The sequence below is a fragment of the Trichocoleus desertorum AS-A10 genome, assembly GCF_039962155.1.
Classification (GTDB): Bacteria; Cyanobacteriota; Cyanobacteriia; order FACHB-46; family FACHB-46; genus Trichocoleus.
Genome location: NZ_JAMPKN010000033.1, coordinates 1 through 14,026, shown reverse-complemented (window position 1 = coordinate 14,026; position 14,026 = coordinate 1). Strand labels below are relative to the sequence as shown.

The window sequence follows — 14,026 nt, the reverse complement described above, 5'->3', positions numbered from 1 at the left end:
ATTAAATTTTTAGGGATACGTAGACTAACTCGGCGCACTAAAACTTAGGCTTCAACCCTATCTCTTGGCATAGGGAGCGATGGACTGTTGCCTGTTTCTTGTTGCTATTGGAGTTATATTGCCAAAGCTTCTTCTCTTGTCGTGTCGGCTTACCTTTAGTATTCAAAAAAGTTCGCTGGATTTCTGTATAGGTGCCGTTGTTGCAGTTAAGGGTGTAAGTGGCAATCGAGCTACTCTCATCTGGGCTCTCGCTCAGCTCATCGAACTGTATGCCCTCTTCTGATGGCTTGACAGAGGCTTTGTCTATGGAGGTAGCGAAGAGTGAATCCTCACCACGTGTAGAAACGTCTACCCCTACCCAATCCCTCTGTTGGCTGGTGTCATAGTCAATCCTGGTGCATCCAGTTAGAGCGCTCGCACTCAAAACTAGGGCTAATGTGATGGGTCGGAGTGTCGCGCGTAGCATAGGAGCAGAACCTCAATTAAGCTCAATAGTCCTTCAATCCCTACAAGTTGCCCTTCAATTGGTAGAAATCTTTCTGAGAACTTCATCCTTCGCTACTCCGACCTCGTAAACTTTTCACGCTTTCGCTGTGGAAAATTAGGGTAAACGTGGAATCCTCTAGCTAAAGGATTCCTAAGTGAGTGACATGGGTAACGCAAATAATCAATGGTTGCAGAGGGCAGAGTATGCCTCGCTGCTGACTTCCGCTATCGGAACAGTGGCTGCTGCTGTATCTCAGCAAGTTGTTTTTGCCGCAGCTCCACTGTCGATGTCATTAGCACTGAATACCCTAAATCGTGAGCGTCTTCAGAAGCAAAGCCAGCGTGACACCCAGGCTGCTATTACTCAGGTTGATACTCAAGTTCAAAAGAGATTTGATGGCGTTCAGCAGCAATTACAAGCGCTTCCTTCTGTACCTGATTCCTTTGATCCGACAGACATTCATGCTCAGCTCATAAGAACTCAAGAGGCGATCGCCAACTTGCAGAAAGATGCTGAGGATACAGTAAGTGAGGTACACCGCCATGTAGATGGGCAGATCAAGTCTCTCAGTTGTGAATTGCAAGATAAGCTCGCCCAAATCCCTTCACCATTTCAACCAGATCATCTGGAGGAAGATCTCAAACAAGTTGGTGCAAGCGTTGCCCAACTCTCTCAACAGATTGCTGCTATAGATAAATGCTTGACTCCACTCAAGGCCATTGACTTAGCTCCGTTACGTGCAGACATTGCTGAGCTTCAATCCAGTGCAAAAAATCAAACTGAGCAATCAGAGCTGCAAAGAGAGCTATTGAAGATTCAGTTAGAAAAGTTAGAGCAACATATTGCTCAGCTAGAAAATGCCAATCAAACTGTCATAACTCCTCAGTTGGCAGAACTGGCATCTAGGCTAAGTCCAACAATAAGTATGACAGTAGATCTCAGTGAAAAACTTAATAGGCTAAGTGAGGACATTACTAGCAAGGCTTCAATGCATAAAATTTCAGAATTAAATAATGCAATTGCAGTTTTACAAAAACAAATTAAAGAGTTGCCATCACCAGTAACACCTTTTGATCCAGCTACTTTATGGGAAGGCATCAACAGTCTAAAGATTCAGGCTGATAGCTTAGAAGAAAAGATAGGTTGGACTCAAGTATCAATTGATGCCTTAGATGTTGATCGAAGGGTGAATAAACTTAAAACTAAGATTCAGGAAATTGAAGAGAAATCCCAGCAGTTCTTGACGCAAGAAGAACTTTTACCCTGGGAGCAAAGAGTTGTTAACAAGCTGACGGAAGAAATTACCAGCCTTCAAAGACAATTAAATCAAGTTAGTCAAGAATTTGCTGTACGTCCAGAACAACATTCAATGCAGGCTTTAGAAGAAGTTTGGCAAAAGCTAGAAGGGCTTTCTGCTCATACTACTAAAGTCAGTGAACTAGAGAGCGAATTAAGTAGGTTACAAGAATTGATAGGTCACGCTAATCAAGTTACTGATATACGAGTGTCTGAGCTTCAAGTCTTATTTGCAGGACTTCAATCTGAGTATAAGTATAAACTTGTTTGCGATCGTCTAGCTAGTCGTGAGTATTTGATAGATGCTTTAGATATATGTGTTGAGCATCTGGTTATGATCTGCCCGTGGCTTACTTGCCATAGCATTGACAGTACAGTTATCCAAAAGCTAAATAAAGCTTTGAAACGAGGGGTAAAAGTTTATATTGGTTGGGGCCACTTGAAGGATATAAAAGAATCAGGCAATTGTACTAAAAAGTTTCGCGCTGGTTTAAAGACTAATGGCTTTTATGATGCTTTGTATAAATTAGAGAAGCTTCAAGAAGATTTCCCCAATGAGTTTCAGTTAAAGCTTTTAGGAACACATGAAAAGTTTTTAGTTTGCGATCGTAAGTTTGCAATGGTTGGAAGCCACAACTTCCTTACCTCGAAAGCTATTCTTAAGGATGGTCCATCTAAAGAGCGTGAAGTGGGATTGTACACAACAGACCCACGTATTATTAATGGGCTTATCAAACGCTTTGAGGATGCTGAGAATTTAGAAGTGGAGCAGAAGCATGTTTCCTCTATTCGATCATTTCAAGATAACTACTTTCATCCAGAATACTATGAGAAGCATGATGCTTACCACTCGTAAGCAAGCCAAGCTAGCAGCATTTCATTGGTATCGTTAATACCTTCACGTCACTTTCCAGCGCCCACCAAAGTGATCGATTGGTGAAAGTGTAAAAGAAGCCCTAAATGGGATTACTTAGGGTAGTGCGAAGTACGGAGCATAATGACTAAAACACAGCAAATTGGACGAGCGATTTTGATAGCCATAGGGATACTGACCCTTGCGCCTGAGCTTTACATCCTTACATTGAGGCTCAATAGTGGTGGAATCCCGATTGAAGATGTTGTTCGCCTTGCTTTAACGGCTGCTCTTTCGTATTGCGTCTGGCTGGGAATGCGTTGGGCTAAGTGGCTTGCCGTCTTTCTTTTAACAATGGGTGGATTAATCCTTATAGCGCTAGGGTCTATCTCCCCTCCCCTTGTTTCAGGGATGGGAGTTTTACATATTGCGATCGCTATTTCTCTCGGTTTTATCCCTGCTGTAAAAGAATTCTTAGCCTACCAGAGGAAGCCACGAGCTATTAATCAAGCTGAATGATCAGCTTTGTTTAGAGCGCGATCGCCTTACTTACATCCGAAGTAGCTCATTTCATCCCGCCTTTTCACCATCGGTAGCTTCTAGGCTTTGTACTACTCTGTCTTATAGGCATAGGCTTTGTAAATTTAAGGCATTAGAACATTCCAAGTAAAGCTAACAATTTCAAAACCGTGTTAAGCGTCATCAGTTCTCGTTGCTTGTACCTTTGTGGAAAGTATATTGCCTACATAGTCTCGCTGTTCTTGTGGAAGGAGAAGCCTTGCGCTAGGTTTTAGGGAAAACATTGAACCCGGTTTTACAGTGACTACAAGAAGGTTAGGCTCTGTCCGGTCCCAGTGGTAAGCAGTTATCTCTTCCCACTTCAGTAAAACAAAACCAAGGTAAATGCCGTTTTCATAAACAATTAAATCGCTAAAGACCGATAGGGCGTAGCTAATTGAAAAACTCCAAAGTGAAAGCAGGGGCGACCAATCTCGTAATGAACTCGGGAAATTTGGAGTGCCACCCATCACTTCATAAATTATGAAAGCTAAGGCAATGAGACTAACAACAATATAAATAACGGCAAGAGACTGAGCTAAATAAGTATTCTGAAGACGGCCTACTCTCCTCAATAGAGAGCCTGTTTCTCTATGGCCATAGGCTGTCCAATTTAACACTGGAATCCATATAAGAAGGCTAGTCAAAATCAGAAAAGATGAGGGAAAATCTAGCCTTGTATCAATTCCTGAGAGGGTCAAGCAGTAGTACAAACCAATAAAGACAACGAGGCCCAGAATGAAAAAAAGAAAAAAGCGGGGCATTCTATGTTCCAAGTGATTTAATGCAGACCAGATCTTAAAAACATTAACGGATTGTTCAACTCCGGAAGCAATGCTTATGTCCTCCATGCTCTGTAAAGCACCAACACTTCAAAAACTCAAAGCCGCGATCGCATCCTAGAACATCAAAGCCGCGATCGCCCCCTCCAGTTGAAGCTTCGAAACCCCCAGATTTGTACTACTCCGCACTAGAAGCTAGCGACTAACAACGCAATTTCAATGCTTTGACCCCGTTACATCGTAAAATTTAGATTTTCCGGTGTAGCTTCCCATGAAGGTCAATCGCCACGGCAAGGCTAAACTCCTCACTCCCTATGAAGTCACCCGACTATTTAAAGTGGGTCTGACCAACGCCAGGGATAGGGCTTTGTTTGGCGTGTGCTTCTACACAGGTTGCCGAATTGCCGAGGCTTGTTCCCTCAGAACGGATGATATCTACGGACCTGGGGGTGTGCGATCGCGGCTGACACTAAGGAAGGGAAACACTAAAGGAAAGCGATCCACCCGCTCCATTCCAGTGAGGGCAGAACTTGTAACGCTACTGAGAGCACATCAATCCAGTGCCGGAAAAACCTATGTCTTCCCCGGTCGTTGGGGTCGGGGGCATATCCACCCAGATTCAGCAGCGGTCATTCTAAGAGGAGCATTCGAGTCGCTGGGGATTGAAGGGGCCAGCACTCATAGTTTTCGACGAACTGCACTAACTAGAATGTCGAACCTGGGTATACCACTGCGGGTGATTCAGGAAATCTCTGGACACGAGAGTTTGGCCGCACTTCAGGAATACTTGGAAGTTTCCGATGAGCAGTTGGAGCAGGCGATCGCGCAGCTTTAAGTCTTTGAGGTGTTAGTCCCTTCTAGCAAATCGGTTGATCTCTCAATTTTCGAATAATTTTTGAGGTCGTAGTTCCATGTCAGCACCCTAGATTCCGCCCAATCCCGATCCCAGGATATCAGGCAGAATAAAAGGCGAAAACGGAGCGAAGAAACGCTGAAGAATTCGGGCTAATTCCCAGAGCCAGGGGTATTATACGGAAAATTCATCGGGCTAATGTTCGACGTTGGGGGTTAGCTCGAATCAATTCCGCCTAAACAATAGTTAGGCTGAAATAGCAATGTTTTCTGCCATCAGACATTCTGAGATTTTTCTGCCTATTTCCCTCACATGGCGTATGTTCCAGAGAACTCGTCAGCCTAGTGACTTAAAATCCGAAACCAGGCAGAAATTTGTTGTATAGCTACCTAACCAAGTATGTTATGTAGGAAGTTACAGTTCAATAAATAATTAGATAGAATCCTTTACTCTTCCATACCTTATAAACTAACTGTACTCTAATCAATCAGCACTATGTCATTGAAGCTTGAGAGACTAATTAAGCGTCGCAAAACAGAAATAATTTTTACCATTGTTTTATTTATCTTCGCAATTAGCTTAGTGCTTTTGGCTCAAGGTTCTTGGAGTAAAAACTTATTTATTCAGCTTGGTGAAAGGTTAGGATTTTCAATTTTAGTCGCATTAATTGTTCGTTTGTTGTCCTTAGCATTCTCTGAACTTGAAGAGTCAGACAACACTGATAGATATGAGTATCATGAAGCTATACAAACTGCTCATAAACGAATATGGATCTATCAAACTTGGTTGCCAGGGATACAGAGAGATGCAATTGAAATTGTTGACAGCAAGGCCTCAGATGTTCGTATCTTGCTCGCGTCCTTTAAAGAAGGTTCACCCATATATGCACGTATAAGAGGTCGAGGAATGAAATTAGAACGGGGGAAAACTAACGTTGCAAACTCAACAGATCCTTTTGTAGAGCGGAATATAGCAGATAGGGTTAGATTTAACCATAATCATCATCCTGCATGGATTGCCATAATAGATTCCTCTGTTTTTTGGGGACCTACACCGATCGATACAGATAGTCATGCCGTAGAGTATCTTTTTCGCAAACATCCCATAAATAGTCGTGAAGGTGAATTTTGGAAAAAGCAGTTTGAACTTCTTTGGAGCGATAGCCACAGTCATAGTTTCGATTGTGAAAAACAGTATAATGAACAACTTTAGAGCTAACGAAGAAATAAAGTTTACTTCAGGATTTACCTCGAAATTCTTCCATAATGGAAGATGACAAAGTTGTTGGATATACGCTTGATCGATTAATCAGCCATACTGTTGTTATTAAATATGAGATCAAACTCATTCTATAAAAAGTTTTGCCCAGAAAGCTGAACGAGTTTTATGACTTACTTGTAGCTAGGGGAAAGCCATAATTTTAGGGTGAGCTGGTTACAATCGTAGAAATGTTAATTGCCCTTTAAAGTCACTTTGTTGAAGTGCAGTCTAACTCCTCGTTGCAGCGGCGGAATGAAAGTTAGTGGTAACACCTAGGTTATCTCCTGTGCTGAACTTAATCGGCAATGCTTAACAACAATGCCGAAAATGAGTTAATTCGGCATTGTTTGAGTTGCGATCGCTTGAGTTCTCAATGGTTTTAGTCGTACTACAAAAAGCACGCCACTATTCGTTTTCAGCAATGTTTGCAAAAAACATATAACACCTCCTCGCAAACCGGAAAATCAAGAGGTGCGATCGCGCGAGCACTTAACTCCAAAAGAGTATTTCTTCCACTTTCTAAGCACTTAGAGAAACAAGTTTTCCAGAGATGGTTAGCCCTAGTCTCATAGGTTGCTGCGGTTGAATCAATTGGCCTGTGATCACGCAGTACTCCTCTTGTTGGGCGATCGCCTCAAAGGTAGCTCGAATATCTAATCTAGACAAAAGTGTAGCTTGAGAGGGCGATCGCCCTTCCTCGTGAATGGTTCGTTGCTCCACGAACTGCCAAAGTATTTCTCGAATGAGGGTTTGATACCCTTTTTCCCCAGAAATTCCCCGCAATTGCTCTTTCAGTTCACGTTCCAGTCGGATACTCGTCACTTGCATTTCCGAAGTGGAGCTTGGTTTGTGTGTATCCATACCCGAACTACCTAATTTCAAAAAGTGGACAAGATAATACTACAAGTGTAGTATGTAGCTATCCAGATTTGTAATACAAGTAATACAGCCTTCTATGATCCGTATCCTGCTCGCCACCTTATCCAGTGCCCTTGTTCTTCCCCATCGAGGTTGGGGTAGCGCATCGGTGCTGTTTGCGTGTGAGGGAGCGTATCGATTTAGTGGTGGTCAATCCGCCAACAAAGGCATTGATGGGATAGTCGCCGGACAACTCAATCCGGATCAACTGACTAGCAGCGGGAGGTGCAGGGTTAGCCTGACACCGACATAAGGAAACAGCGCATCAGCTTCCTTTACTTACCCCCGCTCCTGGTCATCAGAAGTGGGGGTTGTTTTTTGAGGAGTGAATTCATGCAAGCTACAGAGCAAAGTCCGCCATCACACATATTGCATAACCAGGTCGTAGTCTTCTCCAAGAACTACCTTCCCTTGGCACGCATCAACATTAAGCGGGCGATCGTGCTTCTCGTGATGGGGCAAGCAGAGTCACTGGAGTTCAGTAGTCTCCAGACCTGGGAAGTTCGCTCTCCCAGCGTTGTACTCCAAGTACCTGAGCACATCCGCTTGACGAGTGGCAATCCAGAGCGGCAGTGGAAGTTACCCCCTGTGAATCGTCGCGAAGTCTTCCGTCGCGATCGCCATGCCTGCCAGTACTGCGGCAGCACTAAGCGTCTCACCCTAGATCACGTCATTCCTCGTTCTAAGGGTGGTACCCATACCTGGGACAACGTAGTGGCTGCGTGCGACAAGTGCAATTCAGCTAAGAGCGATCGCCTCTTACACGACACCGGAATGGTGCTCAGAAGCAAACCCAAAGCACCGATTCACCCTGCGATCGCATTTGCAGAACAGTTCTGGAAAGAGCAGCCCACCAACGACTGAGCTGAATAGAAGGAGGTAAGGCCAATGTTGAAGCTGAACTACACCGAAGGCGGACTGTACATGGAGCGGGTGATGACCTCTCTAGAAGTGGCGATCGCCCAGCGGGTTGTTCTCGCTATGCGCTTAGAGCAATCCCTCCAAGTCGAGCCTGGTCATGCCTCCTTTCTATGGCCTGCTGATGTCCCTAACCTAAAACATCTAGAGACGACGTTGGGGCAGGAATGCAGAGGAAGAGTGACTGTCATTTCAGTCGATGACGAGTTTGTAGAAGTGAGCTTGTGTGGGAGCTGGATTGCTGAGAGTAAGGAAGCTCACGAAGGGATGTTCCTCACGGTGCTCAGCGATCGCGTTGAACTCCTCCTCTACAAACTGTGGCAGATGAGTGAAGCACACATCTCTTCCCTGGCCTAGCAACTACAACCAAGTCAGAGAGGGCAGTCTAGCCATCGTTGCCACCATTACCCTCTCGCTTCTCAAAAAAAGTTGTAGTATCCCCTTGACACTATGTAGTACGTTGTATTACAACTGTAGTATGAGATGAGACACAAAGGAGCGAATCCAATGACTGCTCACTCCCTTTAAGTTAAAGGTCTTCTCTCGAAGCTTTCAGAACACTGGAAAACTCATTTCCTACGTACTTCTGCATCTCTTCGAGACAAGCAATTCAATCAGGGAAGTCAATCTAACCATTCAAGTAAACAAACTCAAGCACTCCGTCATCTGCGGGAAATCTACCATCTAGAACGGCGTTGCTTCCTTTAACTCCTGCTGTAATCAGCAATCCTGAACCTTGAAAACTGAATCGCCACCTTTGGGAATGTAGCTTAGTCCGGCTTAAAGCAGTCGCCTGTCGAGCGAAAGATCGTCGGTTCAAATCCGTCCGTTCCCGCCTTGTAGCATCGTGGGCGAATAGATAAGTCGCTTTGGTTCTCAGCCAGAGAGAAGCGGGTGCAACTCCCGTCGATGCTTCCAATGAGGATGTAGCTCAAATGGACAGAGCACTTGTTTCCAATGCAAGCGGTTACAGGTTCAATTCCTGTCATCCTCGCTCGTGGGGACGCGATCGGCATCACCTGCTCCGAAACCAACAAATGGACGGTTGCAGGACTGGGGTTCGATTCCCCTCGTCTCCACCACCTCTCCAGGTCGCCAAGTGGGAAGGCGTTGGTCTGCAAAACCAACTACTCGTGGGTTCGATTCCCACCCTGGAGTCCAACTATTGCAGTGTCACCTAACGGTAAGGTACTCAGCTCATAACTGAGGATATGTGGGTTCGACTCCCACCGCTGCAACCAAAGCAATGCACAGATGGTGTAACGGCAGCACAAGGGTCTCCAAAGCCTTTAGTCCGGGTTCAAATCCTGGTCTGTGCGTTGTTGTGCCCTCATCGAAAAAGCTTACATACTCGCCAAACGGTAAGGCAACTGTCTCTTAAACAGTGAACTACAGGTTCAAATCCTGTGTGTGAATCAACAGCTTTTTCAACTTGCACGGCATCAATGGTGCAGAAGCGAAGTGGTCGAGCGGCACGTCTTTCAAGCGTGTGACTAGCGGGTTCAAGTCCCGTCTGCACTGCCAAACATAGGTCGGCTCGCCTATCAGTGTGGGCAACTGTCTGTAAAACAGCCGCGTTTGCGTTGCAGGTGCGACTCCTGCCCGACCTACCAAACCTGGAGAGTAAACCGATCAGGCGATCGGCGCTGTTTGCTAAACAGATGGATGAACAATTGTGGTTCGAGTCCACTGCTCTCCGCCTCGTAAGAACGTGGTGTAACTGGATAACACATCGGTCTACGAAACCGAAGAGTGAGAGTTCGATTCTCTCCGTTCTTGCCACTTGGAGGATACCGCTAAATGGTTGGCAACTGGTCTTGAAAACCAGGGTAGTCCTTGACTAGGGGTTCGATTCCTCTATCCTCCGCCTCATGGGAAGTTGGTGAAGCTGGTGCTCACGTGCCGCTGAAGACGGCGAGAAGGCAGTTCGATCCTGTCACTTCCCATCCCTGTTTAGGGAACTTGTATTGCCCCATAGCTCAATGGCAGAGTAGACGGCTGTTAACCGTATGGTTGTAGGTTCAAGTCCTACTGGGGCAGCCATTCTTTGCAGGATGGACGATTGGCAAGTCGCCTTGACTCTGAATCAAGGAGAGGTTGGTTCGACCCCAACTCCTGCATCCAACTGCGATCGCTCGTGGTCGCACAACTCATTGCCCTGTGGTGTAACTGGCAACATCTCGCTCTTTGAAAGCGAAGTTTCTAGGTTCGAATCCTAGCGGGGCAGTTGGGAGGTAAACAGTCGCCTGGGTCAATCCTCTGTGCCCCTCCCATTTCTTACTCCTGTAGCCCAATCGGTAGAGGCAGCTGTCTCAAAACCAGTTCATGTACAGGTTCAAATCCTGCCAGGAGTACCAACTTGCTGCTGTAGCCCAACTGGAAGAGGTGCTGGTCTTAGAAACCAGAGGTTGTGGGTTCGACTCCCACCAGCAGTACCAACTATCGGGATGTAATTCAGCGGTCAGAAGCCTTGGTTTGGGACCAAGGAGTCGTGGGTTCAAATCCTACCATCCCGACCATTTGCTCCCGTGACGGAACTGGCAGACGTGCTAGGTCGAGAGCCTAGATTCTACAGGTTCAAATCCTGTCGGGAGTACCAAGCACCGAAGGCGGAAGTGATTGTGAAATGACAATTATGATTGGCTGCTCACAATTACAAATCCTGCTCTTTCCTACCAGCGATCGCGCTATGAAAATTACGAGGACAATTAACCTGAATTGCCTGCTCTGAAAGGCTTTTAACTTGCCGCATAATTGACGCGACGTAGACGACAATTATCTGGTGAGCAGAATTTGTAATTGACGCGACCAGCCAATCTAATTGACGCCTTATAAGTGATCGACGCACCCACCCGATAAGTGGGTCATTAGTAAGTTTGAGTCTTGCTCGGTGTACCAATTCTCGGGTCGTTGGCAGAGCGGATATGCAGCCGCCTTTTAAGCGGAGAGATCCAGGTTCAACTCCTGGGCGACCTACCAAGTGTTCGGGTTGTTAGCTCAGTCGGTAGAGCAGCCGCCTCTTAAGCGGAAGCGCATAGGTTCAAGCCCTATACAACCCACCAAATGCCTCTGTGATGCAATCGGCAGACATCGCTTGCTTAAACCAAGTGTGTTGCAGGTTCGACTCCTGTCAGAGGTACTCGCGGAGATGGAGCAACAGCGGCTCGGAAGGTTCATACCCTTCACATCAGTGAGTGCAATTCTCACCTCCGCTACCAAATGCTGGTGTGGCTCAACGGCAGAGCAACTGTCTTGTAAACAGTAGGTTGCAGGTTCAACTCCTGTCACCAGCCCCAGAATGCGAATGTGGTGCAGTGGCTAGCATCCCTGGCTTCCAACCAGGAGACACGAGTTCGAGTCTCGTCTTTCGCTCCAATCTTGAATCTTGCGAATGTGGTGTAAGGGCTAACACCGGAGTATGCCAATCTCCAGATGCGAGTTCGACTCTCGCCATTCGCTCTCGTAGTCCTGTAGCTCAATGGTGGAGCATCTGTCCTACAAACAGAGGGCTGTAGGTTCGAATCCTATCAGGACTACCAACATGGGAGTGTCGCCTAACGGATAAGGCAACTGTCTTCTAAACAGTTTCATGCAGGTTCGACTCCTGCCATTCCTGCCATAGGGGTCTGTAGCTTAACTGGGAAAGCGTCTGCCTTGCAAGCAGGAAGATGTCGGTTCAACTCCGACCAGAATCCACCAAATGGGACCATAGCTCAACTGGCTAGAGCATCCGCCTTGCAAGCGGAAGGTTAGGGGTTCGACTCCCCTTGGCTCCACTGTGACTGAACCCGAAGTGGTGGAGGGGCTGGTTTGTGACACCAGTGTTAGCGAGTTCGACTCTCGTCAGTCACCCCAAATAGGCTACGAGAGTGGGAACATAGTGGTAGCTTTAAATTTGCGTCAAGGTGGTTATACCAGGCCATAAGGATCTGGCGTCATCCATTTAAGTGGGTGGTGCTCAATGGGCTATATAAGGTAGAGCAAATAGCTTATTTTTCATCACTTCAGCAACGGAATGGAACGCATAATACATGGATGAAGCATACATAGATGAAGCTCTAAGGTACGCTCGAAAAGCTTATCACCGGGTTAAGAACCCAGAAGCCTATCCAGGTTTAGTGGAGCGACGCAAGGATCAACGCAAACTATTTTTATGGCGCTACCCATCCTTTGCTCCTTACTCATCTTGGTCCATCTTTCAGGAGGAAAACTACTACTGGATTAGGCGAATTGAATGGAATCAAAGACAACGCTTGCCAGAGCACCCCGATGATATCTTTGACTATGGTTGCGAGGCATTGCTTGCCAATCAGGTAGTGAATGAGCTGTTGTCTACATTAGGTGCAATCGCCTTTCGCCCTTTTCAAAAAACTAAATTTCAAAAAGCTAATCTGCTGATTCTAGACGGAACAGCCTATGGAGTTGAGATTGAAAACACTTGGTTATCTTGTCGATTGGAGTGGCGAGAGCTGCCGTCCGATGACTGGCGGCCCCTGATGGATTGGTTTGAGCGTGCTGTGATGGAATTTGAGCAAGTGCTACCAACTAGCCCCCTTAGGAACCATAACCAGTAACTTGTATTGATGGTACGAGTTGAACTGGAGACTTTTGAATTCACTCTAAGAACAGCATAGTAGAGGCTATCCCTTTAGCTTTTTCAGAGCTACCTCTACTCGTTTTAGCAATCGAGCTGTGTCACGGGTGATCGTTTGAAGTTCTGGGAGTTCTGGTTCCGGATAGGCTTTTTGCCACCTGTTAAGTTCTGTTTGTAATCGACGAAGCGCAGTGGCAGTAGCAGTATTATCCTGCTGCTCAGAAAGCCGGACATCTGTCACACTTTCCTCAAATGCCTCATTCAAGTAGCGTCTGACAGTTCTAATGCTCTTGCCGATAATCACTTCCAGGGCAGGACGCAAAGCTCGCTCACCTTTTGCAGGTCGCCCTTTCACCTCTACATATCCAGCATCCCTTAGCCGCTCAGCTAGCGATCGCACTTCAGCAGGAGTGTAATCTCGCCGCTTTTCGTTTTCCGTCACTTCGACTTGTAGTGCTTGAGCAGGGTCATCCTCCGCATCAAAATTTAGAACTCTAACTGGTATAGAGTCGTGCAGAAAGTGTTTTGAGTAGGCTTCAGGACTTTGCTCCTGAACCACCAGGATTGCTGCTTTACGATGTCCTCCTGCCAACAACCGTCCTCGTCTATCCACCACTAAAGGTTCTAGAAGACCCAAGATAGCAATTGACTCTGCTAACTCAGCTACGTGCTGGGTATTCAACTCACGAGTATCGATGCTGCGGTCCAGGATCTTAGCCAAAGGCATCGTAGAGGGAAGAGGTTGCTCCTGTTCAACTCTCGTTTCTGCTGCCCGATCTTGGGCTTGAATTGCAGTTCCTGCTGCTTGGGCTGCATCTAGTAACTCTGCTGCACTACGTCTTTTAGCCATTCTCGTTCTCTAGTCCTGAGCCGTCTTCATAATCCACTGAGCGATCGCAGATAACTCCTCTGCTGAGCGCGATCGGGGTGCATAGTCCATCAGTGGAACCTGTTGCGCTCCAGCTTGGGCAAGGTTTGTATCTTGATGCACAGTGAAATTTTTTATATCTGAGTGACGCTGAGCTAGTTGAGCAGGAATCTCTTTGTCTAAAGCGCGTCGCTCATCAATTTGGGAAAGTACTAACGCCCACTGCTTCGGGCCCCGTCGCTCTCGGTTTCGGTAGCTCTCCAAAACGCCCATGACTCGATTCGCGCCCATAATGGCAAAAGGATGGGCATTGGTAACAACGAGAGTCACTTGAGCTGCCACTAAGCCTAGACGCTCCAAACTTTCATTGCCTGGAGGACAATCCAAGATGACAGCATCGTAAGGCATGGGTTTGATCAGGTCAGCCAAGTCCTCAGGATGCAGTGATTGAATTGTATGGTTCGTCAGATTCGGCCCACCTGGAAGAACGTATAATCCAGGAGCCGCTTCTAAGGGCGAAGGATTGTCACCCATCAATAACTCAGCAGTTCCGGGAGCAGCAGGGTTAACTCCTAATGCATAAGCAGCATTAGATTGAGGATCAAGGTCTATCACCAATACCTGCTGTTTCTGCTTAGC

13 protein-coding genes and 30 tRNA genes are annotated in these 14,026 nt (G+C 46.5%); 38 read left to right on the top strand and 5 right to left on the bottom strand.

Annotated features, from left to right (window positions below):
- Positions 1–37: 37 nt before the first annotated feature.
- A complete protein-coding gene (locus NDA01_RS24810) occupies positions 38–466 on the bottom strand; it encodes a hypothetical protein (RefSeq protein WP_348230084.1) in 429 nt (142 codons plus the stop codon).
- A gap of 184 nt (positions 467–650) precedes the next feature.
- Between NDA01_RS24810 and NDA01_RS24805 the strand changes: the two genes are divergently transcribed.
- Complete coding sequence (locus NDA01_RS24805; protein WP_348230083.1) at positions 651–2,639, top strand: phospholipase D-like domain-containing protein; 1,989 nt, start codon at positions 651–653, stop codon at positions 2,637–2,639.
- Between the two features lie 141 nt (positions 2,640–2,780).
- Entirely contained in the window at positions 2,781–3,155 is a 375-nt protein-coding gene (locus NDA01_RS24800; protein ID WP_348230082.1) for a hypothetical protein, read from the top strand.
- A gap of 173 nt (positions 3,156–3,328) precedes the next feature.
- Here NDA01_RS24800 and NDA01_RS24795 read toward each other — a convergent pair whose 3' ends face one another.
- Positions 3,329–4,045 carry a DUF5673 domain-containing protein gene (locus tag NDA01_RS24795; protein WP_348230081.1) on the bottom strand — a complete coding sequence of 239 codons (717 nt, stop codon included), beginning with the start codon at positions 4,043–4,045 and terminating at the stop codon, positions 3,329–3,331.
- A 202-nt stretch (positions 4,046–4,247) separates the two neighbouring features.
- On the opposite strand from NDA01_RS24795, the gene NDA01_RS24790 reads away from it, so the two are divergent.
- Together NDA01_RS24790 and NDA01_RS24785 are read left to right on the top strand one after the other, a co-directional pair.
- A complete protein-coding gene (locus NDA01_RS24790) occupies positions 4,248–4,811 on the top strand; it encodes a tyrosine-type recombinase/integrase (RefSeq protein ID WP_348230080.1) in 564 nt (187 codons plus the stop codon).
- Positions 4,812–5,324: 513 nt separating this feature from the next.
- Positions 5,325–6,041 carry a hypothetical protein gene (locus NDA01_RS24785; RefSeq protein WP_348230079.1) on the top strand — a complete coding sequence of 239 codons (717 nt, stop codon included), beginning with the start codon at positions 5,325–5,327 and terminating at the stop codon, positions 6,039–6,041.
- Positions 6,042–6,608: 567 nt separating this feature from the next.
- On the opposite strand, the gene NDA01_RS24780 is transcribed toward NDA01_RS24785, so the two are convergent.
- Entirely contained in the window at positions 6,609–6,950 is a 342-nt protein-coding gene (locus NDA01_RS24780) for a hypothetical protein (protein WP_348230078.1), read from the bottom strand.
- Positions 6,951–7,044: 94 nt separating this feature from the next.
- Here NDA01_RS24780 and NDA01_RS24775 point away from each other — a divergent pair, with 94 nt between their 5' ends.
- The 34 genes from NDA01_RS24775 (at position 7,045) to NDA01_RS24610 (ending at position 12,499) form a co-directional block, all read left to right on the top strand.
- A complete protein-coding gene (locus NDA01_RS24775; protein WP_348230077.1) occupies positions 7,045–7,260 on the top strand; it encodes a hypothetical protein in 216 nt (71 codons plus the stop codon).
- 80 nt (positions 7,261–7,340) lie between these two features.
- On the top strand, positions 7,341–7,871 hold the full coding sequence (locus tag NDA01_RS24770) for an HNH endonuclease (RefSeq protein WP_348230076.1): 531 nt from the start codon (positions 7,341–7,343) through the stop codon (positions 7,869–7,871).
- A 24-nt stretch (positions 7,872–7,895) separates the two neighbouring features.
- Positions 7,896–8,282, top strand: coding sequence for an alr0857 family protein (locus NDA01_RS24765; RefSeq protein WP_348230075.1), 387 nt, complete (start codon positions 7,896–7,898; stop codon positions 8,280–8,282).
- 402 nt (positions 8,283–8,684) lie between these two features.
- Positions 8,685–8,760 (top strand) — tRNA-Asp (locus tag NDA01_RS24760).
- 6 nt (positions 8,761–8,766) lie between these two features.
- Positions 8,767–8,843: transfer RNA gene (locus NDA01_RS24755), tRNA-Glu, on the top strand.
- Positions 8,844–8,845: 2 nt separating this feature from the next.
- Positions 8,846–8,919 (top strand) — tRNA-Trp (locus NDA01_RS24750).
- A gap of 5 nt (positions 8,920–8,924) precedes the next feature.
- A tRNA-OTHER gene (locus NDA01_RS24745) sits at positions 8,925–9,007 on the top strand.
- A gap of 3 nt (positions 9,008–9,010) precedes the next feature.
- Positions 9,011–9,086: transfer RNA gene (locus tag NDA01_RS24740), tRNA-Cys, on the top strand.
- A 5-nt stretch (positions 9,087–9,091) separates the two neighbouring features.
- Positions 9,092–9,166 (top strand) — tRNA-Ile (locus NDA01_RS24735).
- Between the two features lie 7 nt (positions 9,167–9,173).
- Positions 9,174–9,244: transfer RNA gene (locus NDA01_RS24730), tRNA-Trp, on the top strand.
- 25 nt (positions 9,245–9,269) lie between these two features.
- Positions 9,270–9,338: transfer RNA gene (locus NDA01_RS24725), tRNA-Lys, on the top strand.
- Positions 9,339–9,372: 34 nt separating this feature from the next.
- Positions 9,373–9,449, top strand: a tRNA-Glu gene (locus NDA01_RS24720).
- A gap of 5 nt (positions 9,450–9,454) precedes the next feature.
- Positions 9,455–9,538 (top strand) — tRNA-Tyr (locus NDA01_RS24715).
- Positions 9,539–9,630: 92 nt separating this feature from the next.
- Positions 9,631–9,707: transfer RNA gene (locus NDA01_RS24710), tRNA-Arg, on the top strand.
- 3 nt (positions 9,708–9,710) lie between these two features.
- Positions 9,711–9,792 (top strand) — tRNA-Ser (locus NDA01_RS24705).
- Positions 9,793–9,893: 101 nt separating this feature from the next.
- Positions 9,894–9,968 (top strand) — tRNA-Asn (locus tag NDA01_RS24700).
- A gap of 5 nt (positions 9,969–9,973) precedes the next feature.
- Positions 9,974–10,049 (top strand) — tRNA-Gln (locus tag NDA01_RS24695).
- Positions 10,050–10,079: 30 nt separating this feature from the next.
- A tRNA-Gln gene (locus NDA01_RS24690) sits at positions 10,080–10,152 on the top strand.
- 52 nt (positions 10,153–10,204) lie between these two features.
- A tRNA-Leu gene (locus NDA01_RS24685) sits at positions 10,205–10,282 on the top strand.
- 4 nt (positions 10,283–10,286) lie between these two features.
- A tRNA-Leu gene (locus NDA01_RS24680) sits at positions 10,287–10,363 on the top strand.
- Between the two features lie 5 nt (positions 10,364–10,368).
- Positions 10,369–10,444: transfer RNA gene (locus NDA01_RS24675), tRNA-Pro, on the top strand.
- A gap of 3 nt (positions 10,445–10,447) precedes the next feature.
- Positions 10,448–10,524, top strand: a tRNA-Leu gene (locus tag NDA01_RS24670).
- Between the two features lie 305 nt (positions 10,525–10,829).
- Positions 10,830–10,904, top strand: a tRNA-Lys gene (locus tag NDA01_RS24665).
- A gap of 7 nt (positions 10,905–10,911) precedes the next feature.
- Positions 10,912–10,987, top strand: a tRNA-Lys gene (locus NDA01_RS24660).
- Between the two features lie 3 nt (positions 10,988–10,990).
- Positions 10,991–11,064 (top strand) — tRNA-Leu (locus NDA01_RS24655).
- Positions 11,065–11,146: 82 nt separating this feature from the next.
- A tRNA-Thr gene (locus tag NDA01_RS24650) sits at positions 11,147–11,221 on the top strand.
- A 4-nt stretch (positions 11,222–11,225) separates the two neighbouring features.
- A tRNA-Gly gene (locus NDA01_RS24645) sits at positions 11,226–11,300 on the top strand.
- 12 nt (positions 11,301–11,312) lie between these two features.
- Positions 11,313–11,384, top strand: a tRNA-Gly gene (locus NDA01_RS24640).
- Between the two features lie 5 nt (positions 11,385–11,389).
- Positions 11,390–11,464: transfer RNA gene (locus NDA01_RS24635), tRNA-Val, on the top strand.
- A gap of 4 nt (positions 11,465–11,468) precedes the next feature.
- Positions 11,469–11,544, top strand: a tRNA-Arg gene (locus NDA01_RS24630).
- A gap of 3 nt (positions 11,545–11,547) precedes the next feature.
- Positions 11,548–11,624, top strand: a tRNA-Ala gene (locus NDA01_RS24625).
- Positions 11,625–11,627: 3 nt separating this feature from the next.
- A tRNA-Ala gene (locus NDA01_RS24620) sits at positions 11,628–11,701 on the top strand.
- Positions 11,702–11,703: 2 nt separating this feature from the next.
- Positions 11,704–11,780 (top strand) — tRNA-His (locus NDA01_RS24615).
- 176 nt (positions 11,781–11,956) lie between these two features.
- The gene (locus NDA01_RS24610) at positions 11,957–12,499 is read left to right on the top strand and encodes a hypothetical protein (RefSeq protein WP_348230074.1); all 543 of its coding nucleotides are present in this window, start codon (positions 11,957–11,959) and stop codon (positions 12,497–12,499) included.
- 66 nt (positions 12,500–12,565) lie between these two features.
- Here NDA01_RS24610 and NDA01_RS24605 read toward each other — a convergent pair whose 3' ends face one another.
- Positions 12,566–13,369, bottom strand: coding sequence for a ParB/RepB/Spo0J family partition protein (locus tag NDA01_RS24605; protein WP_348230073.1), 804 nt, complete (start codon positions 13,367–13,369; stop codon positions 12,566–12,568).
- 9 nt (positions 13,370–13,378) lie between these two features.
- Positions 13,379–14,026 (bottom strand): ParA family protein (locus NDA01_RS24600; protein WP_348230072.1); only part of this gene is annotated, 648 nt, incomplete at its 5' end.